This window comes from Agrobacterium sp. MA01, from assembly GCF_009650195.1.
GTDB lineage: Bacteria > Pseudomonadota > Alphaproteobacteria > Rhizobiales > Rhizobiaceae > Allorhizobium.
The window spans coordinates 2,549,381-2,562,373 of sequence record NZ_CP045854.1 but is presented as its reverse complement, the minus strand read 5'-3'; the positions used below and the strand labels follow the sequence as shown (position 1 = coordinate 2,562,373).

Below are 12,993 nucleotides of genomic sequence, written 5' to 3'. Positions count from 1 at the left end.
AGAGGACGGCTGACAAGGACGTTTCGAATGACTATCTCGTGACTGTTATAAGCTAAAGACAAAACCGGGACGCAAAGATGGCAGGCGATACGCTGAAGGCGACTACAGATGCGGCGGGGCTCGCCGCGCTGATTTCGCGCGCGTCAGCGCAAACATCGGGCGGAAAGGCATCACTACCGCCGGTGGAACGCTGGGAACCGCCGTTCTGTGGGGATCTCGACATGGAAATCAGGGCTGACGGGACCTGGTTCTACATGGGCACGCCGATCGGTAGGGCGCCACTCGTCAGGCTGTTTTCGACGGTTCTGCGCAAGGATGAGTACGGCAAGACCTATCTCGTCACGCCTGTGGAAAAGGTCGGTATTCGTGTTCAGGACGCCCATTTCGTCGCGGTCGAGATGAGCGTGACGGAAGAGGCGGGTGAGTCGGTGCTGACATTCCGCACCAATGTCGGCGATGTGGTCGAGGCGGGGCCTGAGCATCCGCTGCGCTTCGAGATCGTTGGCGACAATCACGAGCTCAAGCCTTACCTGGCCGTCCGTGGCCGTCTGGAGGCGCTTGTCTCGCGAGCGGTCATGTATGAGCTCGTCGAGCGGGGAGAGGTGGTGGAGATCGAGGGCAAGGCGATGTTTGCCGTGCGCTCTCGCGGCGCGGTATTTCCGATCATGCCCGCCGAAGAACTCGATCGCCTGTCCCGATGACATCAATGACGTTTACCGCAGAGGACTTCCGTCGCCGGGCGCTGGAACAGGTGGGTGCACCGCTTGAGCATGCCTGGCGCGACCATGGCGACCATGCGCTGAACCCGGACACCATCCTGCAATACGAGCAGTTGAAGCTGAAAGACGCGGCGGTGCTGATCGGTGTGATCGACGATCCGGACGAGGCGCGCATCATCCTGACGCAGCGGACCAGCAAGCTCCGGCAACATGCCGGGCAGATCGCCTTTCCGGGCGGCGGTATCGATGCGACGGACACGTCGCCGGAAGAAGCGGCGCTGCGCGAGGCGGAGGAAGAGATCGGCCTCGACCGTCGTTTCGTCGAGACGGTCGGGCGGCTGCCGCAATATCTCTCGGGAACCGGTTTCCGCATCCAGCCGGTGCTTTCCGTCGTGCAACCCGGCTTCGAATTGACGCTCAATCCCGACGAGGTGGACAGCGTCTTCGAGGTGCCACTTTCCTTCCTGATGAACCCATCCAATCACCGGCAGGACAGCCGGATGTGGCAGGGCTCCGTCAGACATTTCTACGTGATGCCCTATCGGGAGCGGCATATCTGGGGCATTACGGCCGGCATCATCCGGACACTTTACGAAAGGCTCTATGCATGACCAATCTGGCCGATCGCGACTGGTTCCAGGAGCCTGCCCTCAAGAAACTGATGACGCTGCTCAACAGCGGTGGCGCGGAGACACGGGTGGTCGGCGGCGCGGTGCGCAACAGCCTGATGGGTTTGCCCGTGGGCGATATCGACCTTGCCACGACGCTGATGCCGGAAGAGGTGGGCGGCCGGGCGGCGGCGAAAGGCATCAAGGCGGTGCCGACGGGGATCGAGCACGGCACGGTGACGCTTGTTGTCGATGGCAAAGGTTATGAGGTGACGACGCTCCGGCGTGACGTCGAGACCAATGGTCGCCATGCCCAGGTCGCCTTTGGTGCGAGTTGGCAGGAAGATGCCGACCGGCGGGACCTGACGATCAACGCGCTTTATGTCGGTGTCGATGGTGAGGTGATCGATCTCGTCGGCGGCCTGAAGGACATCGAAACGAAGACAGTGCGCTTCATCGGCGATGCCGAGCAGCGGATTGCAGAAGACTACCTGCGCGTCCTGCGCTTCTTCCGCTTCTTCGCCCATTACGGCAGCGGCCGTCCCGATGCGGACGGGTTGAAGGCCTGTGCTAGGGCGCGGAGCCAGCTGAAATCGCTCTCCGCCGAGCGCGTCTGGAGCGAGATCAAGAAGCTCTTGTCCGCGCGGGATCCGGGGCGGGCGCTCCTCTGGATGCGCCAATCGGGCGTGCTGACCGAAATCCTGCCTGAAACGGAGAAATGGGGCATCGATGCGATCCCCGGTCTGATCGCAGCCGAACAGGCATTGGGCTGGGATCCTGATCCGTTGCTTCGTCTCTGCTCTATCGTGCCGAAGGATGCGGCGCGGCTTGTGACGCTGTCCGAGCGATTGCGGCTGTCGAATGCCGAGGCGCTGGCGCTCGACCGGTTCGCACGGGCGCCGAAGCCGCAGGAGACGGTGACCGACGTCGCCTTCGACCGCGATCTCTACCGCTTCGGCAAGGACGGCATGATCTCGATGCTGAAGCTCGAGCTTGCCTCCGCCCGGGCCCGTGCAGAGGGGGACCAGAAGGCGATGGCGCGGAGTGCGCGGCTGTTTTCGCTGTTGAAGCGTGCCGAGGGCTTTGTGCGGCCGGTGCTGCCGATCAAGGGCTCCGACGTGCTTGCCGCCGGTATCCCTGCCGGGCCGAAGGTCGGGGAAATTCTCGGCAAGCTCGAGGAAGGCTGGATCGCATCGCAGTTCAATCTCAGCCGCGAAGATCTGCTGGCCCGGCTGGAGACACTGGCGAAAGCTTGAGAGTTCGGCGCATCGAGGTAGGATGATACGCCCGAGAGCGGGTTCGGTTCATCAGGCCCCGCTCAACAAAGAGTGTCCATTTGTCCGCGATCCAGCGGCGATCCCTGGAGCGTATCTCTCCCGGCTTCAGATGATCGACATGACGTCGGTCTGGCCTTTCATAGGAGGGATTTCCATGACACGCATTGCCGTCGCATTTCTTGCCGCAGGCATGACCTTTGCCGCTTCTTCGGCGAATTCCGCCAACATTGTCGAGACCGCCCAGCAGGCGGGCAGCTTCAAAACTCTTTTGGCCGCCGCTCAGGCTGCCGGTCTCGTTGACGCGCTTTCGGGCGGCGGTCCGCTCACGGTCTTTGCCCCGACGGACGAGGCTTTCGCAGCGCTTCCGGCCGGTACGGTCGAAAACCTGCTCAAGCCGGAAAACAAGGATCAGCTGGCCGCGATCCTGAGCTACCACGTCGTCGGTCGTGAACTGACCTCGACGATGCTGCCGGGCCGCACCATCCATGTCCGCACGATCAAGAGCGGCGGTGACCGGACGCTCGCCGTGTCGAAGTCTGGCGCCGGCGTGACCGTCGATGGCGCAAACGTCGTATCCGCCGACATACGCACTGATAACGGCGTCATTCACGTGATCGACAAGGTCATGCTGCCGAGCAGCTAAGACACGCAGGTTCGTCCTGGACACGGAGCCCGCCTGTCGGGCTCCGTTGCCGTTCATGCCGTGTCGCCTGAGGTTTCAGGCCGTCTGGGACTGGTCGTTGCGGATCCGTTCCTTGATGTGGTCCACCATGGACGGACGGATGATCTCCTCGCCATGGGTGACCTTCAGGTGTTCCACGGCCCGTCTTACGACTTCTGCCTCCTCGTCGGCCCGCGTGTGCCAATCGCAGCCGGGGACAAGAGTTCCGCATTCGAAGCGTTTCATGATCGTCTCCTCCTTCGTCGTCTCAACTCTGCCGTAACCGCAGAATGCCACGATTGTTCGGCGGATAGCAAAAAAAATGGCCCGCACGAGGCGGGCCAAGGGTATCGACGCGGTGGATTCGGACTGATCAATCGGGCATGGCCCAGGCATGGAATACGGAGCGCGCGGGTTGGCGCTTGCCCCGATGGCTGCCAGTCTCGATGTCGTTTGCGGCAAGCCGGTCGGCGAGATCCTTGCCGGCCAGACCGAGGCGCACCTGCTCAACGAAATAAGAATGGGGCAAGTCGACATCACTCGACTGACGCATTTGCTCCGCCAGCCGATCGATCAATTCGGGTGCCTTGAGCGCACGATCGGTGGGGTCACTGACGCGGGATACGGATACTGAGCTGGATGGGGTCATCGCAATCTCCTCCTCGATACTGCGTGAGGCCGCAGAATGCCTCCCGTCCGGCGCGAGCGCAATGCAAACTGTCAAGTTCGCGACACACTTTGTCGTAAGCGGCGGGAATCACCGCTCATTCTTTTTCGTGAGTTGACGTGTGGATAACCGTGACAGCGGTAACCCGTGCGATCAGGGATATCGCACGAGCGGCGGGAGCGAGGAGAGGATTGATTCGACGTTACCGCCGGTCTTCAGGCCGAAGATCGTGCCGCGGTCGTAGAGCAGATTGAACTCCACATAGCGGCCGCGACGGACAAGCTGTTCCTCGCGGTCCTCGTCCGTCCAGGGATTGTTGAAATTGCCCCGGACGATCTTCGGATAGACGAGATTGAAGGCGCGGCCGACATCCTGGACGAAAGCAAAGTTGGCGGCCCAGCCGCCCTTGTCCTCGTCTGCCGTCAGCCAGTCGAAGAAGATGCCGCCGATGCCGCGCGCCTCGTTGCGGTGGGGCAGGAAGAAGTATTCATCGCACCACTTCTTGTAGGCGGGATAGTCGGCGACGGCGGGATGGCGTTCGCAGGTGACTTCCATCGCGCGGTGAAACAAACGAGTGTCCGGATCGTCCTGGCTGCGCCGACGGTCGAGCACCGGCGTCAGGTCGGCGCCGCCGCCGAACCACTGGCTCGATGTGACCACCATGCGGGTGTTCATGTGCACCGTCGGCACATGCGGGTTCACGGGATGGGCGATCAGCGAAATGCCTGAAGCCCAGAAGCGCGGGTCTTCCTCGGCGCCGGGCATCTGCTTGCGGAACTCGGGTGAAAACTCGCCATGTACCGTCGAGGTGTGCACGCCGACCTTCTCGAAGACGCGGCCATACATCATCGACATGCGGCCGCCGCCGCCCTTGCCCTCTTCGCGCTGCCAGTCCTTGGCCTGGAAACGACCCGGCTCGCGATCGGCCATCGGGCCGGTGAGCTCGTTTTCCAGCGTCTCGAAAGAAGCGCAGATCGTGTCGCGCAGGCTTTCGAACCAGGCGCGGGCGGCGTCCTTCTTCTCCTCGATATCCTCGGGCAAGCCTTTCGGCAGAACCGGTCGCTCCATGTCGTCCCCCTCAACTTCTTCAGGCAAACGAATATCAGGTGAAATCGCGGGCGGCCATATGGGGGCGGGGGTGTCCCCGTAAAATCGACTCGCCTTCCGGTTTTGCGTGGATTAATCTCTCGTCCATGCGAGGGATTTCATGACGAAGATACCTGGCCCGCCGCCATTTACAGGTCTCAGGAAGCGTATTGCCGATCACCGCGCCGGAACGGCCGGGCGTCTGGGCGGGCAGTTCGTGCGCGAGACCTATTGTCTGACCCGCGAAGAGGCCCGAGCCAAGGCGCGCGAGTGGTTCGACGCCTTTCCGAAGGCGGCTTACTGGACCGAGGTAGAAAGCTGGCGGCAGCTCGACGAAGACCAGATCGAGTTCACCATGCGCCGGCTGCCTTCGGCCGACTGACGCGCCCTGCTCAGGTGCGATCCGAAGGCGAAACCTCAATTCGCTAAAATTCTAACAATCTTCGAAAGCCAATCACAAAGCCTCGTCGCTAGGGTGATCCCTATACAGCCGGAATGATGCCGGCTTCGGATCGACATGACATGCGACACAAGGTTTTCCCATGACTGTAGCCTCGTTCAACCCATCCATTGCCAGTCAGGCTTCGATGGCGAGCGCTGCCGCGTCCGCCCTTGACCGGGCAACACCGCGCGCGGTGGCAGCGCCTGTCGCCGAGGTAGATGCGGCTGCATCGAGCTATTGGTCGATTTCCACCACCATGCGGCCCGGCAGCCTGTCGGCTGGCAGCGTGCAGGAAGCGAACGAGATTGCGGCCGCGGTCTCCGATACGGCTGCACTCGGCCTGGAGCAGGCGACGGATATCGTCGCACGCATCCAGCAGAAGCTCGTGCTTGCCAAGGCTATCGGCGCCGATCGCAATGCGATCAATGCCGATATCTCGCAGATGAAGGTCGATCTCGGTGCCGTCGTTGAGGACAGCACATTCAACGGCGACAACTGGCTGATGGTTGAGGCCGGCGGGCGGCCCAAGGTCGCCTCGCTCCTCGCCTCGGTCACCACCGGCGATGACGGTGGCCTGTCCATCAATATGGTCGATTTCGACACTGCCAAGTCGACGCTCGTCTCGCGCCAGGAGGCGCGCGACGGGGTGCTGACGCGGGCCTATGCCGGCACCAGCCTCGGCGGCGTGCCTTACAATTACTACCTGATGGATGCGCAATCGCGCGAACCGGCAGAGGCCGGGGCCCGCGAGATCAGGCTCGATAGCGGCACGACCAGCGACGAGATCGACGGGATGATCTCGACCCTCAATCGGGTCTTGATCGATATGGTGAGCGCCAGTGCCGAGGTGAGCAAGACGCGCAGCCAGGTGACGGGCGGCGGCGTGCTTCTGCAAGGCTTGCAGGGGATGTCCGAACTCGGTGTCAGCCGACTGGTCGATACGGAACTCAACGAGCAGCGGGTTCGGCTGACAGCAGAGAAGGTGCAGGACCAATTGCAGTCCTCCGCGCTCAACATGGCGAATGTTTCGATGACGTCGTGGTTGAAGCTCTGAGCTCAAGCTGCTGTTTGTGAATCGAAAAGGCCCGCTTTGAGCGGGCCTTTTGCTGTTCTCGGCAGCTGACCTGGTCTCGTTCAGCTCTTGGCGCGGGGACGCCTTGCCTTGCCGCGCGGCAGCGGGACCATGATGGGGGTCGCGGCTTTTCCGGCCTTCTTCGGCAAGTCCGTGTCCTTTTCCGGGGCGGCCGCTGTCGCAATAGGATCGACGGTCGGATCTGCCGCCTCCGGTGATGCCGAAGCCTCCGGCAAGGGCTCGTCTGGTACTGGTGGTTCAACGTCGACCACGGCTGGAAGTCGCGCCTCCGCGGCAAGCACGGGAATGGCTTCCGGCTCGACCGGTTCTGTTTGGATGGTGACCGGTTCTGCGACGGTGTCTTCGACGAGGCTGGCTGCGACCGTCTCGGGTGTTGCGGTTGTCGCCTCAACGGGTGCTTCTGCAGCGGGCGCTTCACCGCGCAGGATGTCGTTGATGATTTTGGTGACCTTCAAGGCCGTCGGCAGGTCGGTGTTGGTCGAATGGCCGCAGAAGGAGACCTTGATGTCGGTCGCAATCTTCGGGCGCGAATTGAGTTCGCCGAACCAGTCGAGTTCGCCGACGACGTCGATGACCTCGGTGAAGGCTTCCGGCATCTTGATCCGGCCACCGAAGGTGACGATCCGCGCGGTGTTGGCCAGCGTCTCTAACCGACCCGGGTCACTGGCCTTCAAGGCGTAGAGGGCGTCGGCAATGACGCGGTTGCCGCGGGAATGGCCAGCGATCAGGGTGAAGGACAGCGTGGGATCGGCAAGCAAGGTCGATACCGTATCGGCATCGAGGCCGGTGCGGCGATTGGTGTCGGTTTCCTCGTCACGCTTGCCATAGGCACCGAGCTTCGGCCGACCGACGACGTCGTCGATCACCTCGAGATTGCTTCTGACATGACCGAGCCAGCCGAAGAGGAAGGCGCCGCCGATGGCCTCGTTGACGATGTCGCCAAGGCCGTAGCCCGACACAACGGCTGCCACGGGGGCGTCGATCGCGTCGGCCACGTTGCGCGCGAAGGCGGCGGCACCGATCGCCGAGCCGCCGATGCCGGCGACTGCCATGGCGCGCACCTCGCGCCCACCGCGCAGGCGGAATTCCTCGACGCTGTCGCAGAGCGTCAGCATCCCGGCGCCTGTGGGCGGAACGATCATGATCAGGCCTTCAGAGGCCAAGCTGTCACTGATGTAGAAGGTCTCGTCGGCTGTGAGGGCCTTAACATCATAATAGAGCGCGTCCATGCCCGTATTGCGGAGACGCCAGGGCTCCAGGGCGGCGTTGCGGACCGGGCGCTGGCTCAAGCGCTCGGGGAAGCTCAAGGATCGGGCGAACTGGGTGAGACCCAGGGCGAATGCTGTCTCGAACATGACTCCATCTCCCTATTTTGCTGCAATGCAGCATAGCGCGACACGGTTGAATTAGCAATTGCCGTTGAAGCGGCGCATCGCTAACGTCTCGCTATCCTAGGCGAGGGCGACTGTGGGCGCCTTGATCTATGTCTGGTTCCTGCCGATCCGGAGTCAGAAGCCGGTCTGGCGCAGCGCTTCCCCGGTGATCATGGCCGCCGACATCGCGACATTGATCGAACGCTGGCCCTCGATCATGGGGATAATGATCCGGTGATCGGCCCGGTCATGCACCTGATCGGGGACACCGGCACTTTCGCGCCCGAAGAGAAGGATGTCGTTTCCGACGTAATCGAATTCGGTGTAGGGCAGGGCGGCTTTGGTCGAGGCGAGCACGAGGCGGCGTCCTTCCGAAAGCCGCCAGGTGTCGAAGCGCTCCCAGTTGACGTGGCGGGTCATGGCGACGCTCGCGAGATAATCCATGCCTGCGCGCTTCAGGTTCTTGTCGGAGAGCACGAAGCCGGCCGGCTCGATGATGTCGACCTTCATGCCGAGGCAGGCGGCGAGCCGGAGGATGGTTCCGGTGTTGCCGGGAATGTCTGGCTGGTAAAGGGCGATGCGCAAGTCGGTCATGGGCCGGTCTTATGCGATCGGGGCACGTCGCTCAAGGCGGTCGCTGTCTTGCTGACTGCCGGCTGTGATCGGTGTGCAACAGTTGCGGGCGAATGTCTCGATCGCCGCGAAAGCCGGCTGGAAAATTCCCCTGTCCGCCGATAGAAGGAAGCTCTACTTCAACACTAAAGCGGGAGGGCCATCGATGGATCTATTCGGTATTTCGCGCCATCCCCGATTTATGGCTGTTGCCGCCTGAGGGCGTCACCTCCGCCTCTTTTCCCAAACTGATTCATCCTGCGGCCATAAGTGGCCCCAATCATTGAATATTCGCGTCCTTGCGCCACCTTCGTCCGGTGTCGCGCGCGCCATTTCTGGAGACGTTTCATGTTCTCGTGGTTCGAAAGCCGCCTGAATCCGTACCCGGCCGATGACCCGGTCCTGCCGCCCAAGGGCCTTGTCGCCTTCTGCTGGCACTACACCAAGCCCGCCGGCTGGTGGCTGGCGTTGCTCGGCCTGTGCTCCGGCCTGATCGCGGTCGCCGAAGTGTTCCTGTACCAGTTCCTCGGCAATATCGTTGACTGGCTGTCGACGGCCGAACGTTCGACCTTCCTGCAGACGGAAGGCGGCACGCTTGCCTGGATGGCGGGCCTGCTGCTGATCGGCCTGCCGGTGCTCGGTGTGATGCACACGATCACCATGCATCAGGTGCTGGCTGGCAATTTCCCGATGATCGCGCGCTGGCAGATGCACCGCTTTCTGCTCCGGCACTCGATGACCTTCTTTGCCAACGAGTTCGCCGGTCGCGTCTCGACCAAGGTGATGCAGACGGCGCTGTCTGTCCGCGAAAGCGTGATGAAGATCATCGACGTCTTCATCTATGCGACGACCTTCTTCGTCTCGATGCTGGCGCTGGTTGCGTCCGTCGACTGGCGCCTCGGCGTGCCGCTCGTCCTCTGGCTGGCGATCTACGCGCTGATCCTGCGCAACTTCATTCCGAAGCTGCGCAAGCTCTCCAGCGAACAGGCCGATGCCCGCTCGATGATGACGGGCCGTATCGTCGACAGCTATACCAATATCGCGACGGTGAAGCTGTTCTCGCATGCCGGCCGGGAAGAGACCTACGCCAAGGAGGGCATGGATGCCTTTCTCGGCACGGTACATCGGCAGATGCGGCAGATTTCGCTGCTCAATATCTGCGTCGATATCAACAATGCCATCGTCCAGTTCTTCGTGGCGGCACTCGGCATCTGGTTCTGGCTGAACGGCACGGTGACCGTCGGTGCGATTGCGGTTGCCATCGGGCTTTCCATGCGCATCAACGGTATGTCGCAGTGGATCATGTGGGAGGTCGCAGCCCTCTTCGAAAACATCGGCACCGTCTATGACGGCATGGGCATGATGACCAAGGCCCACGACATCGTCGACAAGCCGGCTGCCAAGGCGCTCGCCGCACCGAAGGGCGAGATCGTCTATGACGGCGTGCGCTTCCACTATGGCAAGCAGAAGGGCGTGATCGAGGACTTCTCGCTGACCATCAAGGCGGGCGAGAAGGTCGGTCTCGTCGGGCGCTCCGGTGCTGGCAAGACGACGCTGATGAACCTGCTTCTGCGTTTCTACGACCTGGAGAAGGGCAGGATCCTTGTCGATGGCCAGGATATCTCTGATGTCAGTCAGGACAGTCTGCGGGCACTCGTCGGCGTTGTGACCCAGGATACGTCGCTTCTGCACCGCTCGATCCGCGACAACATCGCCTATGGTCGTCCCGACGCCACCGATGCCGAAATCATCGAAGCGGCGAAACGGGCCAATGCCTGGGAGTTCATCCAGGGGCTATCCGACATGCAGGAGCGGACGGGGCTCGACGCGCATGTCGGTGAGCGCGGCGTGAAACTCTCGGGCGGCCAGCGGCAGCGTATCGCGATCGCCCGCGTGTTCCTCAAGGATGCGCCGATCCTGGTGCTTGACGAGGCGACCTCGGCGCTCGATTCAGAAGTGGAGGCGGCGATCCAGGAAAGCCTGTTCAAACTTATCGAGGACAAGACGGTGATCGCGATTGCGCACCGGCTGTCGACGCTGACGCAGATGGACCGGCTGATCGTGCTCGACAAGGGCCGGATCGTCGAAGAGGGAACGCATCAGCAACTGGTGGCGAATGGCGGCATCTATGCCGATCTGTGGAACCGCCAGTCCGGTGGTTTCCTCGCCGATCAGGCCGATGGGGCGAACGAGGTCCAGGAAACGGCAGCCGAGTAACTCGCCGCAGGCGCGGTCAAGACGATTGCTGGAACACTGGCGGCGGCGGAGCAATCTGCCGCCGACCTTTTTTTGGCTGCAGCTATTCGGAAACTCCCCATTTTTGGCGCTATCAAAGGTTGTCTGCAATCTAAGTAAAATATTCATTTGTTGCATTCTAGAACGATTTCATCCCGACCTATCCGGACGATGTCTTGTCCTTACACCTGGCGACCTCCCACGCCCGGTTGGGAATGTGTTTTTCCTCCCCCCGGAGACATTCATGTCCAATCTCAAGATCAAAGTCGCGTTGCCGTTGCTGTTTGCCGTGGTGCTGACCTTCGGCATTGGCCAGGGCATTCTGGCCATCAATTTCATCGGAAACGTCAAGGAGCAGGTCGATGTCATCGGCCGTGAGCGCCTGCCGCGCACGCTGGCCGTCGCGCGCATGAACGCCTCCTTCGCCGAGGTGCGCCGAGACTACGCCATGCTGTTGAATGCGGAACCGGCAGAGCTGGATTCGGTCGTGTCTGCCACTCAGACGGCGCTTGCGGAACGCGATGCGGCATTCGCCGCCTATGAGCCGATGATCACCATGCCTGCAACCCGGGCACGTTTTGACAGCATGAAGGCAGCGCTCGCAGAATATGATCGCCTTGCCTTGCAGATGGTCGAATTGAAGCGCACGGGCAGTGAGGCTGCGGCCAAGGCCGTGTTCAACGGTGCCATGGCAACGAATGCGCGCTCGCTTGTTCAGCTCATGGACGAGACGATCAAGGCGAATATACAACTCAGCGACGCGGCGATCGCGACTGCCGACGATGTCTCCACGACCGCCATCAACACGACGATCACCGCCGTTCTGATCAGCGCGCTGATTGCCGCCGGTGCCGCCTTCTTCAGCTTTGCTCGGATCGTTCGTCCGATCTCGGCCATTACCGGTTCGATGCGCACGCTTGCTTCCGGCGACACACAGACCGAGATCCCGTTTGCCGGTCGTCAGGATGAAATCGGCGAGATGGCGGCTGCGGTCAGCGTGTTCCGCGACAATGCCATCGAGCGTGCCGCGCTCGAGCGTCAGGCGGAAGAAAACCGTTCGCTCAGAGAAACCGAACGACAGGCCCGCGAAGCCCAGAAGGCTCGCGAAGCGGCCGAAGTGCAGTTTGCCGTCGACCAGCTTGCCTCCGGTCTGAAGCGTCTGTCGGATGGTGATCTCGTCGCGCAGATCAACGAGCGCTTTGCCGATCATCTCGATCCGCTGCGTTTGAATTTCAACCAGTCCGTCTCCCGCCTGAAGGACGCAATGCGCGCCGTCAGCGAAAATGCCCGGACGATCGATGCCGGCGCCAACGAGATGCTGGCTGCCGCCGACGATCTGTCGAAGCGGACCGAGCAGCAGGCAGCCTCCGTCGAAGAGACGGCGGCAGCACTCGAGCAGGTGACGACTGCCGTCAAGGACAGCGCTGTGCGTGCCGACGAGGCCGGTCAGCTGGTCAGCCGCACGCGGGAAGGGGCCGAGCATTCGGGCGAGGTCGTGCGCCGTGCGGTTGCTGCGATGCAGGCAATCGAGAAATCCTCTTCGGAAATCTCGAACATCATCGGCGTGATCGACGACATCGCGTTCCAGACCAACCTTCTGGCGCTGAATGCCGGCGTCGAAGCGGCTCGCGCTGGTGAAGCCGGCAAGGGCTTCGCGGTCGTTGCCCAGGAAGTGCGTGAGCTTGCGCAGCGTTCGGCCAATGCGGCGAAGGAGATCAAGGCCCTGATCACCACGTCTGGCGAACAGGTCCGCAATGGTGTCAGCCTCGTGGATGAAACCGGCAGGGCGCTGGAGACCATCGTGCGCGAGGTGCAGGAGATCAACCAAAATGTTCTGGCGATCGTCACCTCCACCCGCGAGCAGTCGACCGGCCTCCAGGAAATCAACATGGCCGTCAATCAGATGGACCAGGGCACGCAGAAGAACGCCGCCATGGTGGAGCAGTCCACGGCTGCAAGCCATGGTCTGGCTCAGCAGGCCGGTCAGTTGATACAGCTGATGGCGCAGTTCAAGACGGGCGAGAGCGGCTATCAGGCATCGCCGCGGGTCGCCCCGGCAACGCCGGCCGCCCAGCCGCAGCCTTCGCCCGCACGGGCACTGGGCCGCAAGATCGCCAATGCCTTCAAGGGCAACACGGCGGTGGCGGCAGAGTGGTCCGAGTTCTAAGCACTGCATTCCAGAGGATGCGAAGAAGAGGGGCAGACATGCCCCTCTTTTTT

The 12,993-nt window shown here is 62.1% G+C and carries 13 protein-coding genes; 8 read left to right on the top strand and 5 right to left on the bottom strand.

The window, feature by feature from the left end:
• Positions 1–77 precede the first annotated feature (77 nt).
• From GH983_RS12475 to GH983_RS12460, 4 genes are all read left to right on the top strand, one after another.
• Positions 78–701, top strand: coding sequence for a DUF1285 domain-containing protein (locus GH983_RS12475; RefSeq protein ID WP_153762536.1), 624 nt, complete (start codon positions 78–80; stop codon positions 699–701).
• Positions 698–1,330 (top strand): CoA pyrophosphatase, encoded by a 633-nt coding sequence (locus GH983_RS12470; RefSeq protein WP_153762535.1) that lies wholly within the window; start codon positions 698–700, stop codon positions 1,328–1,330. The genes GH983_RS12475 and GH983_RS12470 overlap by 4 nt, the downstream gene beginning before the upstream one ends.
• Positions 1,327–2,583, top strand: coding sequence for a CCA tRNA nucleotidyltransferase (locus tag GH983_RS12465; protein WP_153762534.1), 1,257 nt, complete (start codon positions 1,327–1,329; stop codon positions 2,581–2,583). The genes GH983_RS12470 and GH983_RS12465 overlap by 4 nt, the downstream gene beginning before the upstream one ends.
• Positions 2,584–2,758: 175 nt before the next feature.
• Positions 2,759–3,247, top strand: a complete 489-nt coding sequence (locus GH983_RS12460) for a fasciclin domain-containing protein (RefSeq protein ID WP_153762533.1) — start codon at positions 2,759–2,761, stop codon at positions 3,245–3,247.
• Between the two features lie 75 nt (positions 3,248–3,322).
• Here the strand turns inward: GH983_RS12460 and GH983_RS12455 are convergent, their stop codons facing one another.
• The 3 genes from GH983_RS12455 to hemF all read right to left on the bottom strand — a co-directional run bounded on the left by GH983_RS12455 (position 3,323) and on the right by hemF (position 5,000).
• Positions 3,323–3,511, bottom strand: a complete 189-nt coding sequence (locus tag GH983_RS12455) for a DUF1059 domain-containing protein (RefSeq protein WP_054151476.1) — start codon at positions 3,509–3,511, stop codon at positions 3,323–3,325.
• 127 nt (positions 3,512–3,638) lie between these two features.
• Positions 3,639–3,914 carry a hypothetical protein gene (locus tag GH983_RS12450; RefSeq protein ID WP_054151477.1) on the bottom strand — a complete coding sequence of 92 codons (276 nt, stop codon included), beginning with the start codon at positions 3,912–3,914 and terminating at the stop codon, positions 3,639–3,641.
• A gap of 171 nt (positions 3,915–4,085) precedes the next feature.
• Positions 4,086–5,000 carry an oxygen-dependent coproporphyrinogen oxidase gene (gene hemF, locus GH983_RS12445; protein ID WP_069043678.1) on the bottom strand — a complete coding sequence of 305 codons (915 nt, stop codon included), beginning with the start codon at positions 4,998–5,000 and terminating at the stop codon, positions 4,086–4,088.
• 139 nt (positions 5,001–5,139) lie between these two features.
• Here hemF and GH983_RS12440 point away from each other — a divergent pair, with 139 nt between their 5' ends.
• A complete protein-coding gene (locus tag GH983_RS12440) occupies positions 5,140–5,400 on the top strand; it encodes a hypothetical protein (protein WP_054151479.1) in 261 nt (86 codons plus the stop codon).
• A 160-nt stretch (positions 5,401–5,560) separates the two neighbouring features.
• Complete coding sequence (locus tag GH983_RS12435) at positions 5,561–6,514, top strand: flagellar hook associated protein (protein WP_153762532.1); 954 nt, start codon at positions 5,561–5,563, stop codon at positions 6,512–6,514.
• 80 nt (positions 6,515–6,594) lie between these two features.
• Here GH983_RS12435 and GH983_RS12430 read toward each other — a convergent pair whose 3' ends face one another.
• Both GH983_RS12430 and GH983_RS12425 read right to left on the bottom strand, forming a co-directional pair.
• On the bottom strand, positions 6,595–7,908 hold the full coding sequence (locus tag GH983_RS12430; RefSeq protein WP_153762531.1) for a cell envelope biogenesis protein OmpA: 1,314 nt from the start codon (positions 7,906–7,908) through the stop codon (positions 6,595–6,597).
• A gap of 153 nt (positions 7,909–8,061) precedes the next feature.
• Positions 8,062–8,520, bottom strand: a complete 459-nt coding sequence (locus GH983_RS12425) for a tRNA (cytidine(34)-2'-O)-methyltransferase (protein ID WP_069043681.1) — start codon at positions 8,518–8,520, stop codon at positions 8,062–8,064.
• Positions 8,521–8,886: 366 nt separating this feature from the next.
• On the opposite strand from GH983_RS12425, the gene GH983_RS12420 reads away from it, so the two are divergent.
• Together GH983_RS12420 and GH983_RS12415 are read left to right on the top strand one after the other, a co-directional pair.
• On the top strand, positions 8,887–10,755 hold the full coding sequence (locus GH983_RS12420) for an ABC transporter ATP-binding protein (protein ID WP_153762530.1): 1,869 nt from the start codon (positions 8,887–8,889) through the stop codon (positions 10,753–10,755).
• A gap of 262 nt (positions 10,756–11,017) precedes the next feature.
• Positions 11,018–12,940, top strand: coding sequence for a methyl-accepting chemotaxis protein (locus tag GH983_RS12415; RefSeq protein ID WP_153762529.1), 1,923 nt, complete (start codon positions 11,018–11,020; stop codon positions 12,938–12,940).
• The last annotated feature ends 53 nt before the right edge of the window (positions 12,941–12,993 follow it).

Excerpts from the sequence above, each read along its gene's own strand:
- GH983_RS12470 (WP_153762535.1), top strand. The coding sequence starts at position 698 with ATGACATCAATGACGTTTACCGCAGAGGACTTCCGTCGCCGGGCGCTG.
- GH983_RS12475 (WP_153762536.1), top strand. The coding sequence starts at position 78 with ATGGCAGGCGATACGCTGAAGGCGACTACAGATGCGGCGGGGCTCGCC.
- GH983_RS12420 (WP_153762530.1), top strand. The coding sequence starts at position 8,887 with ATGTTCTCGTGGTTCGAAAGCCGCCTGAATCCGTACCCGGCCGATGAC.
- GH983_RS12455 (WP_054151476.1), bottom strand. The coding sequence starts at position 3,511 with ATGAAACGCTTCGAATGCGGAACTCTTGTCCCCGGCTGCGATTGGCAC.
- GH983_RS12440 (WP_054151479.1), top strand. The coding sequence starts at position 5,140 with ATGACGAAGATACCTGGCCCGCCGCCATTTACAGGTCTCAGGAAGCGT.
- GH983_RS12415 (WP_153762529.1), top strand. The coding sequence starts at position 11,018 with ATGTCCAATCTCAAGATCAAAGTCGCGTTGCCGTTGCTGTTTGCCGTG.
- GH983_RS12435 (WP_153762532.1), top strand. The coding sequence starts at position 5,561 with ATGACTGTAGCCTCGTTCAACCCATCCATTGCCAGTCAGGCTTCGATG.
- GH983_RS12430 (WP_153762531.1), bottom strand. The coding sequence starts at position 7,908 with ATGTTCGAGACAGCATTCGCCCTGGGTCTCACCCAGTTCGCCCGATCC.
- hemF (WP_069043678.1), bottom strand. The coding sequence starts at position 5,000 with ATGGAGCGACCGGTTCTGCCGAAAGGCTTGCCCGAGGATATCGAGGAG.
- GH983_RS12465 (WP_153762534.1), top strand. The coding sequence starts at position 1,327 with ATGACCAATCTGGCCGATCGCGACTGGTTCCAGGAGCCTGCCCTCAAG.
- GH983_RS12425 (WP_069043681.1), bottom strand. The coding sequence starts at position 8,520 with ATGACCGACTTGCGCATCGCCCTTTACCAGCCAGACATTCCCGGCAAC.
- GH983_RS12460 (WP_153762533.1), top strand. The coding sequence starts at position 2,759 with ATGACACGCATTGCCGTCGCATTTCTTGCCGCAGGCATGACCTTTGCC.
- GH983_RS12450 (WP_054151477.1), bottom strand. The coding sequence starts at position 3,914 with ATGACCCCATCCAGCTCAGTATCCGTATCCCGCGTCAGTGACCCCACC.